At 62.9% G+C, this 17,750-nt stretch carries 19 protein-coding genes; 10 read left to right on the plus strand and 9 right to left on the minus strand.

The window, feature by feature from the left end; genetic code table 11:
* The first annotated feature begins 21 nt into the window (after positions 1-21).
* Both mnmD and BC360_RS03450 read left to right on the plus strand, forming a co-directional pair.
* Positions 22-741, plus strand: a complete 720-nt coding sequence (gene mnmD / locus BC360_RS03445; RefSeq protein ID WP_065794198.1) for a tRNA (5-methylaminomethyl-2-thiouridine)(34)-methyltransferase MnmD — start codon at positions 22-24, stop codon at positions 739-741.
* A 135-nt stretch (positions 742-876) separates the two neighbouring features.
* On the plus strand, positions 877-2,463 hold the full coding sequence (locus BC360_RS03450) for a trimethylamine methyltransferase family protein (RefSeq protein ID WP_065794199.1): 1,587 nt from the start codon (positions 877-879) through the stop codon (positions 2,461-2,463).
* 90 nt (positions 2,464-2,553) lie between these two features.
* Here BC360_RS03450 and BC360_RS03455 read toward each other — a convergent pair whose 3' ends face one another.
* A complete protein-coding gene (locus tag BC360_RS03455; RefSeq protein WP_065794200.1) occupies positions 2,554-3,003 on the minus strand; it encodes a host attachment protein in 450 nt (149 codons plus the stop codon).
* Between the two features lie 126 nt (positions 3,004-3,129).
* Positions 3,130-3,804, minus strand: a complete 675-nt coding sequence (locus BC360_RS03460) for a helix-turn-helix transcriptional regulator (RefSeq protein ID WP_065794201.1) — start codon at positions 3,802-3,804, stop codon at positions 3,130-3,132.
* A 96-nt stretch (positions 3,805-3,900) separates the two neighbouring features.
* Here BC360_RS03460 and BC360_RS03465 point away from each other — a divergent pair, with 96 nt between their 5' ends.
* The 3 genes from BC360_RS03465 to BC360_RS03475 all read left to right on the plus strand — a co-directional run bounded on the left by BC360_RS03465 (position 3,901) and on the right by BC360_RS03475 (position 7,166).
* Complete coding sequence (locus tag BC360_RS03465; RefSeq protein ID WP_139109891.1) at positions 3,901-4,200, plus strand: hypothetical protein; 300 nt, start codon at positions 3,901-3,903, stop codon at positions 4,198-4,200.
* Between the two features lie 19 nt (positions 4,201-4,219).
* The gene (locus BC360_RS03470; RefSeq protein WP_065794203.1) at positions 4,220-5,323 is read left to right on the plus strand and encodes a DNA alkylation repair protein; all 1,104 of its coding nucleotides are present in this window, start codon (positions 4,220-4,222) and stop codon (positions 5,321-5,323) included.
* A 298-nt stretch (positions 5,324-5,621) separates the two neighbouring features.
* A complete protein-coding gene (locus BC360_RS03475) occupies positions 5,622-7,166 on the plus strand; it encodes a DEAD/DEAH box helicase (protein ID WP_065786982.1) in 1,545 nt (514 codons plus the stop codon).
* A gap of 101 nt (positions 7,167-7,267) precedes the next feature.
* Here the strand turns inward: BC360_RS03475 and BC360_RS03480 are convergent, their stop codons facing one another.
* The 3 genes from BC360_RS03480 to BC360_RS03490 form a co-directional block, all read right to left on the minus strand.
* Complete coding sequence (locus BC360_RS03480; protein WP_065786285.1) at positions 7,268-8,149, minus strand: DMT family transporter; 882 nt, start codon at positions 8,147-8,149, stop codon at positions 7,268-7,270.
* A gap of 154 nt (positions 8,150-8,303) precedes the next feature.
* Positions 8,304-8,792, minus strand: a complete 489-nt coding sequence (locus BC360_RS03485; RefSeq protein WP_244512656.1) for a GyrI-like domain-containing protein — start codon at positions 8,790-8,792, stop codon at positions 8,304-8,306.
* 189 nt (positions 8,793-8,981) lie between these two features.
* The gene (locus BC360_RS03490) at positions 8,982-9,866 is read right to left on the minus strand and encodes a LysR family transcriptional regulator (RefSeq protein ID WP_065794205.1); all 885 of its coding nucleotides are present in this window, start codon (positions 9,864-9,866) and stop codon (positions 8,982-8,984) included.
* Positions 9,867-9,946: 80 nt separating this feature from the next.
* Between BC360_RS03490 and BC360_RS03495 the strand changes: the two genes are divergently transcribed.
* From BC360_RS03495 to BC360_RS03510, 4 genes are all read left to right on the plus strand, one after another.
* Positions 9,947-11,035 carry a YeiH family protein gene (locus BC360_RS03495; RefSeq protein ID WP_083222402.1) on the plus strand — a complete coding sequence of 363 codons (1,089 nt, stop codon included), beginning with the start codon at positions 9,947-9,949 and terminating at the stop codon, positions 11,033-11,035.
* A gap of 235 nt (positions 11,036-11,270) precedes the next feature.
* On the plus strand, positions 11,271-12,665 hold the full coding sequence (locus BC360_RS03500) for a circularly permuted type 2 ATP-grasp protein (RefSeq protein WP_065794299.1): 1,395 nt from the start codon (positions 11,271-11,273) through the stop codon (positions 12,663-12,665).
* Between the two features lie 4 nt (positions 12,666-12,669).
* On the plus strand, positions 12,670-13,608 hold the full coding sequence (locus tag BC360_RS03505; RefSeq protein ID WP_065794206.1) for an alpha-E domain-containing protein: 939 nt from the start codon (positions 12,670-12,672) through the stop codon (positions 13,606-13,608).
* Positions 13,609-13,624: 16 nt separating this feature from the next.
* Positions 13,625-14,452 (plus strand): transglutaminase family protein, encoded by an 828-nt coding sequence (locus tag BC360_RS03510; protein ID WP_065794207.1) that lies wholly within the window; start codon positions 13,625-13,627, stop codon positions 14,450-14,452.
* 64 nt (positions 14,453-14,516) lie between these two features.
* On the opposite strand, the gene BC360_RS03515 is transcribed toward BC360_RS03510, so the two are convergent.
* A complete protein-coding gene (locus tag BC360_RS03515; protein WP_065794300.1) occupies positions 14,517-14,891 on the minus strand; it encodes a hypothetical protein in 375 nt (124 codons plus the stop codon).
* Positions 14,882-15,316 carry an NAD(P)-binding domain-containing protein gene (locus tag BC360_RS33090; RefSeq protein ID WP_139109892.1) on the minus strand — a complete coding sequence of 145 codons (435 nt, stop codon included), beginning with the start codon at positions 15,314-15,316 and terminating at the stop codon, positions 14,882-14,884. Before BC360_RS33090 ends, BC360_RS03515 begins: the two co-directional genes overlap by 10 nt.
* Here BC360_RS33090 and BC360_RS03520 point away from each other — a divergent pair.
* A complete protein-coding gene (locus BC360_RS03520; RefSeq protein ID WP_065794208.1) occupies positions 15,279-15,599 on the plus strand; it encodes a winged helix-turn-helix transcriptional regulator in 321 nt (106 codons plus the stop codon). The two genes, BC360_RS33090 and BC360_RS03520, sit on opposite strands and share 38 nt — an antisense overlap.
* 229 nt (positions 15,600-15,828) lie before the next feature.
* Here the strand turns inward: BC360_RS03520 and araD are convergent, their stop codons facing one another.
* Complete coding sequence (araD, locus tag BC360_RS03525; RefSeq protein WP_065794209.1) at positions 15,829-17,568, minus strand: L-arabinonate dehydratase; 1,740 nt, start codon at positions 17,566-17,568, stop codon at positions 15,829-15,831.
* 53 nt (positions 17,569-17,621) lie between these two features.
* On the minus strand, positions 17,622-17,750 hold a 129-nt coding region (locus BC360_RS03530), incomplete at its 5' end, for an aldehyde dehydrogenase family protein (protein WP_139109893.1).

Consider the following 17,750-nt stretch of genomic DNA (forward strand, 5'->3'; position numbering starts at 1 on the left):
TGGCGGGATTATCGCCATCGCATGACAGGATCCGCCGCAGAACCGAACCAGCCCCCGGCCCATCAAAGCCTCGATTGGCACGAGGGCGATATGCCCTATTCCAGGGAATTTGGCGATCACTTTTATTGCCGCACCGATGGTCGGCTGGAATGCGGGCATGTGTTTCTTGCCGGCAATGGCCTGCCCGAACGCTGGATCTCCGGCGGTGCGTTCACCATCGGCGAGCTTGGCTTTGGCACCGGCCTCAACTTCTGCGAAACCTGGCGGCAATGGAAAGCCACGGTTGCCGAAAGCGGCACACTGCATTTCGTCAGTTTCGAGCGATTTCCCATGCAGGCGGAGGAGATCTCCCGTGCCCTGTCGCACTGGCCCGAGATCGACGCCGAACGGCTGGCCCTTGTCGAGCACTGGCCCGCGACAAACGACGGCAGGATCGAGATCGATTTTGGCGACGGCGTTCGCCTGAGCGTCGTCTGCGGCCCCGCACTCGATGGCCTTGGCGAGGCCGCAGAACGCTTCGATGCCTGGTTCCTCGATGGTTTCGCGCCATCACGCAATCCCGACATGTGGTCGGAGGAACTGATGCGGCTGGTGTTCGACAGGACAGCGCCCGACGGCAGCTTCGCCACCTATGCCGCGGCCGGCTTTGTTCGCCGCAATCTGCAAGCCGCCGGCTTTATCGTCGAGAAGCGCAAGGGCTTCGCCGGAAAACGCGAAATGCTGCGCGGCGACAAACGCTGAACGAGGCAAACGCCTGGTCGCCACCGCCGTTTTGATGGCCTTTACTCCACCAGAGAACTGAACTGTCGCAAATGGCGGGGGCATCGCCGCGAAAAATCTGCGACAGAAATCCATCGGCAACGCGGTGGGTTTCTCATGAACGACGATCAGTTTCCGGATACTGCTACAGGCGAAACGTCCTCATCCCCGCTCGAGCGGCGACGCAGGCCCAGCGGCCGCGGTGGCGAGCGCACACGAAAATCCTCAGGCGGTAAGTATCTCAATCTCGTCAACACCCAGAGCAGGTCTTCGGTGCTCTCCGACGATGCGCTCGAAGCGATCCACGAGGCGTCGCTGACGATCCTTGAGGAAATCGGCATGGACATCATCCTGCCGGAGGCGCGCGAGCGCATGAAGGCAGCAGGCGCCGATGTCACGCCCGGTACCGACCGCGTCCGCTTCGATCGCGGCCTGATCATGGACATGATCGCGTCGGTGCCCCCCTCCTTCACCATGCATGCGCGCAACCCGGCCCGCAATGTCGCGATCGGTGGCAACAACCTCGTCTTTGCCCAGGTCGCCAGTGCGCCGTTCGTGGCCGACCGCGAAGGCGGCAGGCGTACCGGCAACCACGAGGATTTCCGCAAGCTGGTAAAGCTTGCCCAGTCCTACGACATCATCCACACGACCGGCGGCTATCCTGTCGAGCCCGTGGATTTACACGCCTCGGTGCGCCACCTCGACTGCCTATCCGACATGGTGAAGCTCACCGACAAGGTCTTCCACGTCTATTCGCTCGGCCGCCAGCGCAACACCGACGGCATCGAGATCGCCCGCATCGGCCGCGGCATATCCATGGAGCAGCTGGAGCGCGAGCCTTCACTGTTCACGATCATCAACACTTCCTCGCCGCTGCGCCTCGACGGGCCGATGCTGCAAGGCATCATCGAAATGTCGTCGCGCAATCAGGTGGTGGTGATCACGCCCTTCACGCTTGCAGGCGCCATGGCGCCGGTGACGATCGCCGGAGCCCTGGTGCAGCAGAATGCCGAGGCGCTGTGCGGCATCGCCTTCACCCAGATGGTGCGACGCGGGGCGCCGGTGATGTATGGCGGCTTCACCTCGAATGTCGACATGAAGACGGGCGCGCCCGCCTTCGGCACGCCGGAATACATGAAGGCGGTGATCGCCGGCGGCCAGCTCGCCCGCCGCTACAACATCCCCTACCGGACCTCGAACACCAATGCCGCCAACACGCTCGACGCCCAGGCCGCCTACGAGTCCGCGCTGTCGCTCTGGGCCCTGACGCAGGGCGGTGGCAATTTCATCATGCATGCGGCCGGTTGGACCGAGGGCGGACTGACGGCCTCCTTCGAGAAGTTCATCCTCGACGTCGACATGCTGCAGATGGTGGCGGAGTTCCTGACGCCGCTTGACGTCAGCGACGACGCGCTCGGGCTCGACGCAGTGCGCGACGTCGGCCCCGGTGGACATTACTTCGGCACGCTGCACACGCTGCAACGCTATGAGACAGCGTTCTACTCGCCGATCCTGTCCGACTGGCGCAATTTCGAGACCTGGACGGAAGCCGGGCGGCCGACGACCTATGACCACGCGAACCGGGTTTTCAAGCAGAAGCTCAACGAATACGAACGGCCGCCGCTGGATCCGGCGATCGAAGATGAGCTCGACGCCTTCGTTGCAAAACGCAAGGAGGAAGGCGGCGTCCCGACAGACTTCTGAGGGAACGCGGCATACGTCTGAGAGCGTTTCCGGTCTCTACTTTACGCGTTTCCTGACGGGAAACCGCTACGCACATTCCCTGGAAAAGCTTCAGGGATAGACGGCCGAGCGCGCGGTGGCGATCAGTTGCTCGATCGGCACCGTGACGCAATTGCGATCGATCTCGGCAACCGTCTTCTGCTTCACATTGGCAGAAAGCAGCTTGCGCAAATCTCCGAGCGTCCGTGGAGCCGCGCAGATCACCAGGCTGTCGAAGGCGTTGTCGCTCAGATAGGCTTCGAGCTTGCTGGCTACATCGACAGCGAAGCGGTGTTTTTCCTCGCGCACCGGATCACTGCTGTACTCCATCACTGAACGTCCATGACCGACGGACGAATGGCTGCGCCCCGGCTTGTCGGCCATGATATCCTGGGCGCGTTTAGGGTCGGTATGGATGACCTCCTCCTCCGGGTGCTGACGTTCGTCTTTCCGCAGGTTGACGCCCTTGACGAAGCGCGCCGTATTGCCATCCGCGGCCAGTATCCAAGTCCGGTTTTGCACGATTGTCTCCCATGAAATGATGTTGCTCGTGGGCAGGCCAGAATAAGCCTTTAATAGAAACGGATGAAGGCCCATCTGGTTCCATGGCTTGCTCGATTGGGGACTTTTATCGTGTGCTCGCGGGCCTCACATGCGCGAGAGATAGGCATCGAAGCTGCGGGTGGGCGACGGCTGGAAATGCTCGCGCTCAAGCTTCATCTCCCTGATGCGATCCACCCGAAAATCGCGAAAATCCTGGCGCAGCTCGCACCAGGTGGTCAGCAGCCAGTGATGGCCGAAGACACTGAGGCCAAGCGGCCAGACGGTGCGCTCGGAACTCTGGTCGGCAAGGCTTTCATAGGCCAGGCGCACCTTGCGCTCCTCTGCGATCGCCCGGCGCAACTCACCGAGCATCGGCGGCGGCTTGGGCTGCAGCGCCGAGCGGAAGGCGCGGATCGGGGCGCTGCGCAATCGCGCCACGTGCTCGGGCGGAAGGCCGTGTTCGATCTTTTCCATGGCCTCGCGCGCGGCTTGCGCCAGTCGGTGGTCACCGAGCATCTGCACTGCCCTCGCACCGAAGGCCAGCGCCTCGAGCTGCTCGAAGGTAAAGGTCAGTGGCGGCGCGTCGAAACGCTCGCGCAGGAGGTATCCGACACCGCGCTCGCCGTCGATCGGCGCGCCTGAAGCCATCAGATGCTCCATGTCGCGATAGATCGTCCGCCGCGCGACTTCCATCTTGTCGGCGATTTCCTGCGCCGTCATCGCCCGGCCGGTGGCCCGCATGAGCTGGATGATTCGAAACAGCCGGTCGGCGGGTCTCATTCGCGGGTTCCTGTCGTGTGTCCATGTGAGGTTATGGCCATAAGGCTGTCAGTTGACCTGTGATTAAGTCAAGCGGCAATCAACATGGAGCATGACATGACCGCCAAAAGCATCCTCGAACTCGCCGTCTGCATCGTTGCGGACAGGCCGGCGGCCGCAGCCGCGCGCCAACAGGCGATGCAGGCCGTTTCCCACTATCCCGGCTTCATTTCCTGGCGTGCCGTCGGCTCGTGCGAAAACCCCGGCATGCTCGCGGATCTGGTCGAGTGGGAAACGCTTGATGACGCCAAATCGGCAGGCGAGCGCGTGCGCCGCGACCCGGATTTCGCCCCTTACATGGCGGCAATCAGCGCGGTAATGCTGATGCAGCATTTTGCCGTCGAGCAACAGATCTGAGCCGGGAGAATACCGAGAGATGGCGGAGCCACTGAAAAACCTGCTGCATCCAGGCGTCGTCACCGCCATCGCCGGCCGCCTGAGCGCGGCCCGCCCGACATTCGATCGCGGAAGGTTCGAAGCGCTTGCCGGCGACAATCTCGAGGGGCTGGAACTGATGCAGCGATCGCTGCAGATCCGCGATGCGCTCATCGAAACCCTGCCGCAGTCCTTCCCGCAAGCTGCGGCAGCACTTGGCGGCTGCCTGCCCTTGGATGACCGACCCGGCCTCAGCGGTTGGGCCCTGTTGCCCGTCAGTCAATATGTCGCCGCGCGCGGGCTTGGTGATTTCGAGCTCTCGCTGTCGCTGCTGCGCGCTTTGACGCCGCACTTCACCGCCGAGTTCGGCATCCGCGTCTTCATCGACCAGGACCAGGAGCGGGCGCTGACGATCATCGGCTCCTGGGCCACCGACGCCAATCACCATGTCAGGCGTCTGGCAAGCGAAGGCACGCGCCCGCGCCTGCCCTGGGCGATGCGGCTGCCGAAGCTCATCCGCGATCCCCAGCCGATCCTGCCGATCCTGACGGCCCTCCTGGACGATCCCGAGGACTATGTGCGTCGCTCGGTCGCCAACAGCCTCAACGACATCGCCAAGGATCACCCCGATCTGGTGGCAGGCTTCGTGGCCACGCACATGGCAGGCGCCTCACCGGAACGGCGGCAATTGCTGCGCCACGCGTCGCGAACCCTTCTGAAGCAGGGCCATAAGGCAGCCCTTTCGAACTTCGGCTTTGCGGTGCCCTCCGGCATCGACGCTGCCTTCTCGCTCGACCGGTCGGAGATCGCGCTCGGGGAAAGCCTCATGTTCAAGCTCGCGGTCAGGCACACCGCAAAGACGGCCCAGAAGATCATGATCGACTATGCCGTGCACCATCGCAAAGCCAATGGCACGACCTCGCCCAAGGTGTTCAAATGGACATCGGCGACGCTGGAGCCGGGCGCGACGATCGAGATCGAGAAGCGTCACGCCATCCGGCCGATTACAACCCGCCGTTACTATCCCGGCGCCCATCGCGTGGTGATCCTCGTCAACGGCCAGGAGGCTGCCGACGCCGATTTCGAGCTGTCGGTGGACGAATAGCGCCCACCTCATTTCGCACCTGCGAAAAGATGCACCTTGACTTTTGAGGCCAAAACGACGACATGGTCGCAGCGTCACCTTCAGGCCGCCGCGTGAGCGCGCCCTCGGCAACACAGAAAGCCGTGAAGAAGGAAAAGCGCACCCATACGCCGTAACCGGCGACAGCACAGGCGCTTGACGACTTTTTTCTTAACCCACAAGTTCCCAATTCACGCGGGGTTCTTGACGCCGAACGACACCGGAACAGCAGACTGCGGTTCCGGCGAATGCGTTTGGCGCCCCCAAAAGGTATATGCATTTGTCCACCTTTAAAGATCTTGGTCTTTCCGAACACATTCTGGAAACCCTGTCCGCCAACGGCTTCGAAAAGCCGACGCCGATCCAGGCACAGGCCATTCCGCTGGTGTTGAAGGGCAACGACCTCATCGGTCTCGCCCAGACCGGAACCGGCAAGACGGCCGCCTTCGGCCTGCCGATGATCGAAAAGCTCGTTGCCGACGGCAAGCGCCCCGACCCGCGCAACATCCGCGCCCTGGTGCTGGCGCCGACCCGCGAACTGGTCAACCAGATCGCTGCCAACCTCAAGCTGTTCGTCAAGAAGTCCCCGCTGAAGATCGGCGTTGTCGTCGGCGGCGTCTCGATCAACAAGCAGACCGAGCAGCTCGCCCGCGGTGTCGACATCCTCGTCGCAACGCCCGGCCGCCTGCTCGACCTGATCAACCGCAAGGCCGTGACGCTGACGCAAGGGCGCTACCTCGTGCTTGACGAGGCCGACCAGATGCTCGACCTCGGCTTCATCCACGACCTGCGCAAGATCTCCAAGCTGGTGCCGAAGAACCGCCAGACGCTGCTGTTCTCGGCCACGATGCCGAAGCAGATCGCCGAACTCGCCGGCGAATATCTGACCGACCCGGTCAAGGTTCAAGTGACGCCTCCGGGCAAGGCCGCCGACAAGGTCGAACAGTATGTTCACTTCGTTCCCGGCAAGGACCTGAAGACGACCATCCTCAAGAAGACCCTGACCGACAATCCGGATGGCCTGTCGCTGATCTTCAGCCGCACCAAGCATGGCGCCGAGAAGCTGATGAAGCATCTCGACCACGTCGGCTTCAAAGCCGCCTCGATCCACGGCAACAAGAGCCAGGGCCAGCGCGAACGCGCGCTGAAGGCCTTCCGTGACGGTGAGATCCGTGTGCTCGTGGCAACCGACGTGGCTGCCCGCGGCATCGACATCCCCGGCGTCACCCACGTCTACAACTACGACCTGCCGGAAGTTCCTGATGCCTATGTTCACCGCATCGGCCGTACCGCCCGTGCCGGCCGTGACGGCATCGCGATCGCCTTCTGCGCCCCTGACGAAATCCGCCTGCTGCGCGACATCGAGAAGCTGATGGGCATCAACATCGCTGTTGCCAGCGGCGAAGCGCCTGCCGACCAGGCCCGTCCGTCCAAGGGACGCGGCGGTCGCGGCGGCAATGGCAACGGCCAGCACCGCGGCAATGGCGGTGGCGGTCAGCGCCAGGACGCCCGTCCGCGCCGCGAGCGCCCGGCCCGCCAGTCGGCACTCGCCCCGAGCAGCTTTGCCGGCGACGACCTTCTGCGCGACGACCGTCCGCAGAAGGCGGAACACCGTGGCCAGCGCCCAGCCGGCCAGGGTCATGCCGACGGCCGCTCGGAAGGCAACCGCAACCACGAAGCCAAGAAGCACCACGGTCGCCCCGGCCAGAAGCAGGGCGAATGGCGCAACCGCGGTCCGCGGCCTGAGGGCCAGGGCGGCGAACGCCGCGAAGGTGGCCAGGGCGGCATGCGTCGCGGCGGCGGCAATCGCGGCCAGCAGGGCTGATCTGCACGAGCATTTCCAGGAAAGGCGCGAAGCGGTTTTCCGTCCGGAAATGCGTAAAAACAAAGAGATAAGAACGGCGGGTCGCTTCGGCCCGCCGTTTTTTATGCCTGCTGTTTGCGGTTGGTGAGGTAGACGCCGGCAACGGCAATGACCGTACCGATGATCATCGGCAGCGTCAGCGCCTCGCCGAAGAACAGCCACGCCTGCACGGCCGCAAGCGGCGGCACGAGATAGATGAGCGAGGCCGCGCGCGATACCTGGCCCCGGCGGATGAGATAGAGCAGAAGCGCGATCGCGCCCATGGAAAGCCCCAGCACCGACCAGGCGAGCGCTGCGAAGATCTGCAGGTTCCAGGTGACGTGCAGGTTCTCCAGCATCAGGGCCAGCGGTACCGTGACGATCAGGGCACCGAGATATTGAAGCGCTGCGATGGTGCGAATGTCGCCGCTTTGCAGATGCCGCTTCTGATAGAGCGTGCCGTAGGTGACGGCGGCCATGCCGAGGACATTGATGATCACGGGCAAGAGATGGATCGGCGTTGCGCCGGTGTCGATCGAAAGTACCTTCGGCAGCACGGCAAGCGCGATGCCGAAGAAGCCGAGTACCAGCCCGAGTTTCTGCTGAACACTGAGCTTCTCGGCGATGACGACGGAGGCGGCCACAGCCGTCATCAACGGCTGCAGCCCGGCGATGATGCCCGAGATCGCGGCGGGCACGCCCTGCCCGATCGCCCACCACACGGCGCCGAGATAGAGCCCGTGCAAAAACATGCCCGAGATGACCGCATGGGCAGCAGCCGACCAGGACGTCGGCCATTTCGCCCCGGTCACAAGGCAGAAGCCCATGAAGAGCAGGATCGCCAGGCTGTAACGCAACACCAGAAACGTCAGCGGATCGGCAAAGACAGCCGCATATTTGGCGACGACCCAGCCGGTCGACCAGAGCAGTACGAAGATGGCCGGAGCCAGGCGGGCGAGCGTCATTGACCTATCCGAACGGACAAAGGGAGGTCAGCCGCGATAGACGCGGGGGCGTTGATGGTCAAAGCAATTTTTCTGATAGTGACGATCAGCCACTCGCATAGTTCCTCAAATCGGGATCGATTTGAGGATAAAATTATGCAGCAATTTTAGAACGTTACAGCGTCCTTAGCGCGTCATGCTCGACGCGCGGCGCTGTAATCGGAACCATCAGCCGTAGCGACGACAGCGAGAGTGAAACAAAGCCCGGCTCGTATTCCTCGCGATAGTGCAGCATGCTGGTGTCGACTACCATGCCCTCGGACCCGATCCAGTCGAACATGCGCTGATAATGGGCGAAGACGTCACCATCGTCAGGGTGATGCATGGCGCTGACGAAGCGCATGGCCGGCAGGTCAACATAACCGGGATGGCTGGTCGCTTCCGCCGTTTCGGAGACATAGCCGACGAGGTAGCGGAAGCCGTCCGGACGATCGTTCCAGGAAAGGCCGACGAGCGTCGGATGGCCCTTCGGATGCAACCGCAGATGATGCTCCTGCATCGCTGCGATCAACCGGCGCACGGCGCCGTCCGCCGCCTCGACGAAGGTTCCCTCCCAGAAGGAGCCGGCAATCCGCTGCGCCGGCCTTTCGACGATTTCGAACACGATGTCATCTCCTCACAGGAAAGATGCCGGTCCAGCCTCCTGGACCGTGGCGTGCATTGATAACGCGGCCGCCCCGGATGGCGATCGCCTACGGCGCCCGACTACAGCGCCGCGCGTCTATTTAGACGCGCAAAGGTCGCTGTAACACTTTGAGTTGCTGCATAATTTTGTCCTTAAATCGATTCCGATTTAAGGAATTATGCAGTAGAGCAGATCGACGAAGGCCCGCGCCGCGCGGCTGAACTGGCGATCGCGATGCGTCAACAGCTCAAAGCTACGCTCGGCAAGCTCGAACGGCAATTCCAAGAGCCGGCCACTGTCGACGAAGGGCTGGGCGGCAAGCCTGGAAACGGCGGTGATGAAGGGACCACTCTCGACGGCCGTCAGCACCGCCTCGTTCGACGGTAATTCGAGCTCGACCTTCAGCTGACCGATATCCGCACCCTGCGCCCGCATCGATTGCAGGAACATGGCGCGCGTGCCCGATCCTTCTTCGCGCAGCACCCAGCGCGCGGCAAGCAGCGCCTCGAGATCGACTGGCCTGCCGGCAAGGACGTGGCGGGGTGGCGCATAGATGGCAATCCGGTCGACCGCCACGCTGCGATGGTCGAGCTTCTCAGCGTCGACCCTGCCCTCGACGAAGCCGAGCTGCGCTGTTCCCTCCTCGACCGCCTCGGCAACGACAGCCGTGTTGCGCACAGTCAGCTTCACATCGATATGCGGATAATCATGGGTGAAGCGGGCGAGACGGGCCGGCAGCCAGTAGCTTGCGACCGTCTGGCTTGCGGCGATCGCAAGCGTCCCGCGGCGCAGATCGGACAGATCGCTGAGGCAGGCGGTTGCCGCCATGGCCCGCGCGAGAACGGCTTTCGCCTCCGGCAGAAAAGCTGTTCCAGCCTCCGTCAGCGCCAATCCACGGCCGACCCGATCGAACAACCTGACGTCGTGTTGCGTCTCAAGCGCGGCGATCGCCGCACTGGCGGCAGACTGCGTGACGTTCATCGCCTCGGCCGCGCGCGTCATATGCAGACGCTCCGCGACAGCTACAAAAATGCGAAGTTGGTCGAGTGTCATAGAAAATCAATCGCAAAAACCGATCAGATTGACAAGAACAATCCGTTAGACAGATTTATCAATCGGACTAGGTTGCGGCCATGTCCAGATCGCATTCCCCATCGACCACCCCCGCATCCACGTTCATTTCCCGCATAGCGCGCATCGCGCCGGGCTTGATCCTCTGTTGCCTCATAGCACTCGCCGCCTTCGGCCTTGAACGGGTCGAGGCAAGTTGGACCGGTCGGCCATGGCTGGAAGCGCTGGTTATCGCCATCCTTCTCGGCGCCTTTCTGCGCACCTTCTGGACGCCCGGCGATCGCTGGATGGCCGGCATCCGCTTTTCCTCCAAGCTGCTGCTGGAGGCGGCGATCGTCCTGATCGGTGCGACCCTCAGCTTCAAGGCGATCCTGGCAAGCGGTCCGGTGCTGCTCGCCACCATCGTCGGCATCGTCTTTCTGTCGATCGTTTCCGGCTATCTCATTGCCCGGCTGCTTGGCCTGCCCAAGCGAATGGCGACGCTGATCGCCTGCGGCAACGCCATCTGCGGCAATTCGGCGATCGCCGCCGTCGCGCCGGCAATCGGCGCCGAGGGCGATGAAGTCGCCGCCGCCATTTCGTTCACCGCGATCCTCGGCATTGCCGTGGTCCTGTCCCTGCCGCTGATCGGCGGTTGGTTCGGCATGTCGCCCTATGGCTTCGGCGTGCTGGCCGGCATGACCGTCTATGCGGTGCCGCAAGTGCTGGCGGCGACCGCTCCGTTCAGCGTGCTGTCCGTGCAGGTCGGCACGCTGGTCAAGCTCGTGCGCGTACTGATGCTTGGCCCGGTCGTGCTGTGCTTCTCGATCATCAACCGCGAGGGCGAAGCGCATCCGCTGGCGCCAAGCCTGCCTGTCGGCAATCGCCGTCCCCGCCTCGCCACGTTTGGACATTTCGTCCCGTGGTTCATTCTCGGCTTCCTCGCCGTCGCGGTGGCCCGCAACAGCGGAATGATCCCTGACGCGGCCGCCACTGGCGCTGCGCACCTCGCCACGTGGCTCACCGTCATCGCCATGGCGGCACTCGGCCTTGAAGTCGACATCCGCAAGCTCGCCGACGCCGGCCCGCGCGCCAGTGCCGCCGCGATGCTCTCGCTGCTGGTTCTGGCTGGCCTGGCAGCTGCAGCGATCATCGTTTTCGGTCTCGGCTAACTTCCCGGTCGCGCCCAAATTTCAAGCATTTGCTTATTTTCTAAGACGCCGAGGTCGGGGCGCATCCAGCCGCGGACCGCCACCGCCCCATTGTTGGGCATCTCATTGCCCGGAAGAGCCGGGATAACGCGCCAGAACTTTCTTGTCCCGCGACTGTGCACGCTTCTTGCATTGCAACCGGCGTTGTACTCAAATGGTCAAAAATAAGGGGATCACGCCTTTGGCATTTGACGAAATGATGAATGCGGACAGCAGTCCGCGCCAGCCATATTCGACCTATCATGAATGGTATGCCAGCCAGGACAGAAATCGGCTCATAGCGAAATCGAAGGACGCCGAGAACATCTTCCGGAAAACCGGCATCACCTTCGCGGTCTACGGACACGCAGACTCCTCCGAAAAGCTCATCCCCTTCGACCTCATCCCCCGCATCATTTCCGGCCGCGAATGGCGCAAGCTCGCCCAGGGCATCGAACAGCGGGTTATCGCCCTTAACGCCTTCCTCGACGACATCTACCACAAGCAGGAGATCATCCGCGCCGGACGCGTGCCGCGCGAGCTGATCGAGAAGAACGTGGCGTTCCTGCCGCAGATGATCGGCTTCCGGCCGCCGGGCGGCGTCTACACCCATATCGTCGGCACCGACATCGTGCGCACCGGCGAAGATCAGTTCTACGTGCTCGAGGACAATGCCCGCACGCCGTCCGGCGTCAGCTACATGCTGGAAAACCGCGAAACGATGATGCAGATGTTCCCCGAACTCTTCCATCAGAACCGCGTGCGCCCGGTCGAGAACTATCCCTACCTCCTGCGCCAGAGCCTGGCGTCGCTGGCGCCCCCCGGCTGCAGCGGCAAGCCGCGCGTCGCCGTTCTCACCCCCGGCATCTACAACTCCGCCTATTACGAACATGCCTTCCTCGCCGACATGATGGGCGTCGAACTGGTCGAGGGATCGGACCTGCGCGTCATCGACGGCAAGGTGAAGATGCGCACCACGCGCGGCTATGAGGCGATTGACGTGCTCTATCGCCGCGTCGACGACGACTTCCTCGACCCCCTCACCTTCCGTCCGGATTCCGCCCTTGGCATCCCCGGCATCATGGACGTCTACCGCGCCGGCAACATCACGATCGCCAATGCGCCGGGCACCGGCATTTCCGACGACAAGGCGATCTACTCCTATATGCCGGAGATCGTCGAGTTCTATACCGGCCGCAAACCGCTGCTCGAAAACGTGCCGACCTGGCGCTGTTCCGAGCCGCAGAGCCTGAAATACGTGCTCGAACACCTGGAAGAGCTGGTGGTCAAGGAGGTGCATGGGTCCGGCGGCTACGGCATGCTGGTCGGCCCGACCGCCAGCAAGAAGGAGCGCGCCGTCTTTGCCGAAAAACTGAAGGCCCGCCCAACCAACTACATCGCCCAGCCGACGCTGTCGCTGTCGACCGTGCCCATCCTCGTCAACAAGGGCATCGCGCCCCGGCATGTGGATCTTCGTCCCTATGTCCTTGTCTCCGACAAGGTGCAGATCATTCCCGGCGGCCTGACGCGCGTCGCCCTCAAGGCTGGTTCGCTTGTCGTGAACTCCAGCCAGGGCGGCGGGACCAAAGACACCTGGGTGCTGGAGGACTGAGACCATGTTGGGAAGAACTGCAAACGGTCTCTACTGGATGTTCCGCTATATCGAGCGCGCCGAAAACAGCGCCCGGCTGATCGATGCCGGCCTGCGCATGGCGCTGACCCGCAGCGAGGCGACGGAGGGCGACTGGGACGGCGTGCTGCAAAGCGCCGGCGTGCGCGAACTCTACGACGAAGTGCACGACACGTTGACGAGCATCGACGCCATCGACTTCCTGTTGCGCGACCGCGCCAATCCGTCGAGCGTGATGTCCTGCATCGAGGCGGGCCGCCACAACGCCCGCATGGTGCGGACGGCGCTGACGCGCGAGACCTGGGAAGCGACCAACGAATGCTACCTTGAGATGAAGGCGATCCTTGCGAAGAAGGCGCGTCCGACCGACATGCCGGAGATCATCGACACGATCAAGCGGCGCGCCGGTCTCATCCGCGGCGCCTTCCACGGCACGATGCTCAGGAACGAGATCTTCAACTTCTCGCGCATCGGCACCTTCATCGAGCGCGCCGACAACACCGCGCGCATCCTCGACGTCAAGTATTACGTGCTGCTGCCGGCGGTCGCCGCAGTCGGCTCGTCGATGGACAATGTCCAGTGGGAATCGATCCTGCGCTCGGTTTCGGCGCACCGCGCCTATGGCTGGGTCTATGATGCCGAACTGAAGCCGGCGAATATCGCCGATTTCCTGATCTCCAACGGTCGCATGCCGCGATCGCTTGCCTATTGCTATGAAAAGATCGCCAGCAACCTCGGCTATCTCGAGCGGGAATACGGTGAGCGCCACGAGGCGCATGAAACGGCGGAACGCACGCTGGCCGCGCTGCGCAGCCTCTCGATCACCGACATCATGGACCAGGGCCTGCACGAATATCTCGAGGATTTCATCAGCCAGAACAACCGTCTGGGACAGGAAATCTCCGACGGCTATCGCTTCAACTGAGTTTCGGGAGGACAACATGCACCTGAAAATCAGCCATACGACCGAATATCACTATGACGAGCCGGTGCAGTATGCGCTGCAGCGGCTGCGCCTGACGCCGATCACCGGGGTCGGCCAGACTGTGCTTGGCTGGCAGACGCTCGTCGACGGCGCGGCGATCGAGGTGAGCTACGACGATCACTTCGGCAACCGCGTCCATCTCGTCAGCGTCGACGGCGACCAGCAGGCGATCCGCATCACCGCGAGCGGCGAGGTCCACACCGAGGATCGCGCCGGCGTCTTCGGGCCGCACCAGTCCTACGTGCCGCTGTGGCTCTATGCCCGCGAAACGCCGCTGACCAAGGCCGGCAAGCTGATCCGCGATCTGGCGAAATCGGCCGAGGGCGAGACCGATCTGGCCCGCATGCATGCGTTGATGGCGATGATCCATGATGCGGTGGAATACAAGGCCGGCGAAACCCACGCGGAGACGGCGGCCGAGGATGCGCTGGAGAGCGGCCATGGCGTCTGCCAGGACCATGCCCATATCATGATCTCGGCAGCTCGCTCGCTCGACATGCCGGCACGCTACATCTCGGGCTACCTGATGATGGAGGGGCAACCGGAGCAGACAGCAAGCCACGCCTGGGCCGAGGTGCATCTGCCCGGCCTCGGCTGGGTCGGCTTCGATGCCGCCAACAAGATTTGCCCGGACGACCGCTATGTACGGATCGCGTCCGGCCTCTGCTACCGCGATGCCGCCCCGATATCCGGCCTGATCCACGGTGAAGCCAACGAGACGTTGAAGGTATCGGTGACCGTCGAGCAGCAGGCGCAGAACCAGAGCCAGACGCAAAGTCAGTAGGATGTCCTGCCGCCAGCCAAAGCCCTCGTCGCCGGTTGGGGCTGCGGCTGCACGGCGTTGTGGCCTACGACACTGAAGACCTTACCAACGGTCCGAAAAAGCCGATGATACGTGTTATTCGCTCCTGGCGGGGGTCGAGGAACGCTATGTCCAAGCCCTCGGGGAAGGATGATCCATCAGGCATCACAAACTTCCACGCGAAGCGTGCGATCCCATGATGAACATCGACGTCGCTTGTCCGTATGATGCGTGCACCGGGATGCTTGGCCTGAATTCCTGCGATATGTGCGAGCAATTCTTCCGCGCCGACAGCATGAACTGTTGGATCAGTGTACGTTACGCCATCGCTCCAGATCGGCAACAGCAACGCCCGCCGCTGCTGGCTGTCCTCCTTCGACCAGGCAGCACAATACGAATCGATGAGATGCGTTAAAGACATTCCATTCCGCTCCTGTAGATCATTGGTCTGACTCGCCCCGTGCTCGAACAACCGGGCCCGGGCGCATCCTCCTTCTCATGCCGCAAACAGCTGACAGCCATACGGTCAGCTGCTGCGACGGTCGCGCCGGCAGCAGCCGACGGCCTGGTCTTTTCTGTTGTCTTGTTCCGGATCGACGTGCGGTCTCCAGCCTGAATCAGTGCGAAGGCGAGTGCCGCTCCCATACGCCCGGTTCCCAAAACACGGATTGCAGGCTTCAATCCGACACTCCATATTGAGCCGCGCAATGCTCGGCACGCTTGCCGTTGGAGGAAACCTACGATGTGGACGGTGTGACACCAATACGCACGGAGCCGTAAGTGGTTACCCGCCGGTAAGGTGACTGGGGTGGACAAGCCTGCGGACAATGGCTTTTCGACAGCCATGAAGATGGTCGCGGGTAAGTGGAAGAAAAATATCCTTTGCGAGCTCGGCGTAGCACCCCGCAGGTTTGGCCGGCTGCGACAGTCGATTCCGGCGGTCAGTGAAAAGGTGCTGACGCAGCAATTGCGCGAGCTGGAGGCCGACGGGCTTGTGAACCGAAAAGTCTATCCGGGATCCCAGACCAAGGTCGTCTATTCGTTGACGGAAAGCGGAGCAGCGCTCAACGCTGGAGCAGTGGGGCTGTGCCGTTGGGCTGAGCAATTCCCAGCCCGTGCCGAGGCTTAAGGGCATGCACAACCATGCTCATCTAGCTCTTCAGAGAGCAGCTCTGCTGAGCCGACACCGATCCTGTCGCACTGCAATCGCGGTGCGACAGGCGTAGGAGCATGGGCTGACTGGATAATTCCTTAAATCGAAATCGATTTGAGGAGAAAATTATGCAGCAAGTTTAAAGCGTTACAGCGTCCTTCGCGCGTCAAATATGACGCGCGAAGGACGCTGTAACGCGGCGCGCTTAGTGGCTGTCGCGTTCGACGACGGAACCGCGTGCGCCGACGAGGAAGTCGAGGTCGGCACCGGTATCGGCCTGCATGACCGTATTGACGTAAAGGCCGCCATAACCGCCCTTTTGCGGCTTTACCGGCGAGACCCAGGCCGCCCGACGCCGGGCCAGCTCGTCGTCGGACACATCGAGCCGGATGGTGCGGGCAGGAACGTCGACGGCAATCATGTCGCCGTTCTCAACCAGCGCCAGCGGACCACCATCGGCGGCTTCCGGCGCGGTGTGCAGGATGACGGTGCCATAGGCGGTGCCCGACATGCGCGCATCGGAAATGCGGATCATGTCGGTGACGCCCTTCTTCAGCACCTTCGGCGGCAGGCCCATGTTGCCGACCTCGGCCATGCCGGGATAACCCTTCGGCCCACAGTATTTCAGCACCATCACGCAGGTCTCGTCGATGTCGAGATCGTCGCGGTTGATGCGGGCGTGGTAGTCCTCGATGCTTTCGAAGACGACGGCGCGGCCCTTGTGCTGCATCAGGTGCGGCGATGCCGCCGACGGCTTCAGCACGCAGCCCTTGGGCGCGAGATTGCCGCGCAGCACGGCGATGCCGCCCGACTGCGTCAGCGCCTTCTCGCGCGGCACGATGACGTCGTCGTTGTAGTTGGTGACGTCCTTGACGCCGTTCCAGATCGTGTCGCCGGTGACGGTCAAGGCATCCTTGTGCAAGAGACCCATCTCGCCGACGGCCTTGATGACCACGGGCAGGCCGCCCGCATAGTAGAACTCTTCCATCAGGTGCTTGCCCGACGGCTGCAGATTGACGATCGTCGGTACGTCGCGGCCGAGCCGGTCCCAGTCATCGAGCGTCAGATCGACACCGATGCGGCCGGCGAGCGCCAGAAGATGCAGCACCGCATTGGTCGAGCCGCCGACAGCGCCGTTGACGCGGATGGCATTCTCGAACGCTTGTCTGGTCACGATGTCGGACGGCTTCAGATCCTCTTTGACCATGTCGACGATACGACGGCCGGAAAGCTGGGAGATCACCCGTCGGCGAGCGTCGACGGCGGGGATTGCCGCATTGCCGGGAAGCGTCATCCCCAGTGCTTCGGCCATCGACGCCATGGTCGAGGCCGTGCCCATGGTCATGCAGCTGCCGGCCGAGCGGGCCATGCCCTGCTCGGCGTCCATGAACTCGTCCAGCGACATCTCGCCGGACTTCACCATTTCGGAAAACTGCCAGATGGCCGTGCCGGAGCCGACGTCCTTGCCACGCCACTTGCCGTTCAGCATCGGCCCGCCGGAGACCAGAATGACGGGGATGTCGACGCTGGCCGCACCCATCAGCAGGCTCGGCGTGGTCTTGTCGCAGCCGCCGAGCAGTACGACGCCATCGACCGGATTGCCGCGGATCGCCTCTTCGACGTCCATGGCTGCCAGGTTGCGGAACATCATCGCCGTCGGCCGCAACGTGCTCTCGCCGACGGAAAAGACCGGGAACTCGACCGGGAAGCCGCCGGCCTCGTAGACGCCGCGTTTCACCCGTTCGGCAAGATCACGCAGGTGCGCGTTGCAAGGCGTCAGCTCCGACCAGGTGTTGCAGATGCCGATGATCGGCCGGCCGTCGAACGTGTCGGCGGGCAGCCCCTGATTCTTCATCCAGGAGCGGTGCATGATGGCATTCTTGCCCGTGCCGCCGAACCATTCCTGCGAACGCAACTTGCGCGGCCACTCAGCTTTCTTCTTCATTTTGTCCTTCCTTGAGCGGCCCGCGTCGAAACGCGGGCCCTGGACGGCGCCCCTTATGCCAGGGTGTAGGCCGTCTTGACGGTGGTGTAGAATTCGGCGGCATAACGACCCTGCTCGCGCGCGCCATGGGAGGAGCCCTTGCGGCCACCGAACGGCACGTGGAAATCGACGCCGGCGGTCGG

It is taken from the genome of Ensifer sp. LC163 (assembly GCF_001695855.1).
Taxonomy (GTDB): Bacteria; Pseudomonadota; Alphaproteobacteria; order Rhizobiales; family Rhizobiaceae; genus Ensifer.

What these genes read in the sequence shown, in the direction of transcription:
- BC360_RS03510 (WP_065794207.1), top strand. Translation starts at nt 13,625, where the DNA reads ATGCACCTGAAAATCAGCCATACGACCGAATATCACTATGACGAGCCG.
- BC360_RS03515 (WP_065794300.1), bottom strand. Translation starts at nt 14,891, where the DNA reads ATGTCTTTAACGCATCTCATCGATTCGTATTGTGCTGCCTGGTCGAAG.
- mnmD (WP_065794198.1), top strand. Translation starts at nt 22, where the DNA reads ATGACAGGATCCGCCGCAGAACCGAACCAGCCCCCGGCCCATCAAAGC.
- BC360_RS03460 (WP_065794201.1), bottom strand. Translation starts at nt 3,804, where the DNA reads ATGAGACCCGCCGACCGGCTGTTTCGAATCATCCAGCTCATGCGGGCC.
- BC360_RS03480 (WP_065786285.1), bottom strand. Translation starts at nt 8,149, where the DNA reads ATGACGCTCGCCCGCCTGGCTCCGGCCATCTTCGTACTGCTCTGGTCG.
- BC360_RS03465 (WP_139109891.1), top strand. Translation starts at nt 3,901, where the DNA reads ATGACCGCCAAAAGCATCCTCGAACTCGCCGTCTGCATCGTTGCGGAC.
- BC360_RS33090 (WP_139109892.1), bottom strand. Translation starts at nt 15,316, where the DNA reads ATGGCTGTCGAAAAGCCATTGTCCGCAGGCTTGTCCACCCCAGTCACC.
- BC360_RS03470 (WP_065794203.1), top strand. Translation starts at nt 4,220, where the DNA reads ATGGCGGAGCCACTGAAAAACCTGCTGCATCCAGGCGTCGTCACCGCC.
- BC360_RS03495 (WP_083222402.1), top strand. Translation starts at nt 9,947, where the DNA reads ATGTCCAGATCGCATTCCCCATCGACCACCCCCGCATCCACGTTCATT.
- BC360_RS03450 (WP_065794199.1), top strand. Translation starts at nt 877, where the DNA reads ATGAACGACGATCAGTTTCCGGATACTGCTACAGGCGAAACGTCCTCA.
- BC360_RS03500 (WP_065794299.1), top strand. Translation starts at nt 11,271, where the DNA reads ATGATGAATGCGGACAGCAGTCCGCGCCAGCCATATTCGACCTATCAT.
- araD (WP_065794209.1), bottom strand. Translation starts at nt 17,568, where the DNA reads ATGAAGAAGAAAGCTGAGTGGCCGCGCAAGTTGCGTTCGCAGGAATGG.
- BC360_RS03490 (WP_065794205.1), bottom strand. Translation starts at nt 9,866, where the DNA reads ATGACACTCGACCAACTTCGCATTTTTGTAGCTGTCGCGGAGCGTCTG.
- BC360_RS03505 (WP_065794206.1), top strand. Translation starts at nt 12,670, where the DNA reads ATGTTGGGAAGAACTGCAAACGGTCTCTACTGGATGTTCCGCTATATC.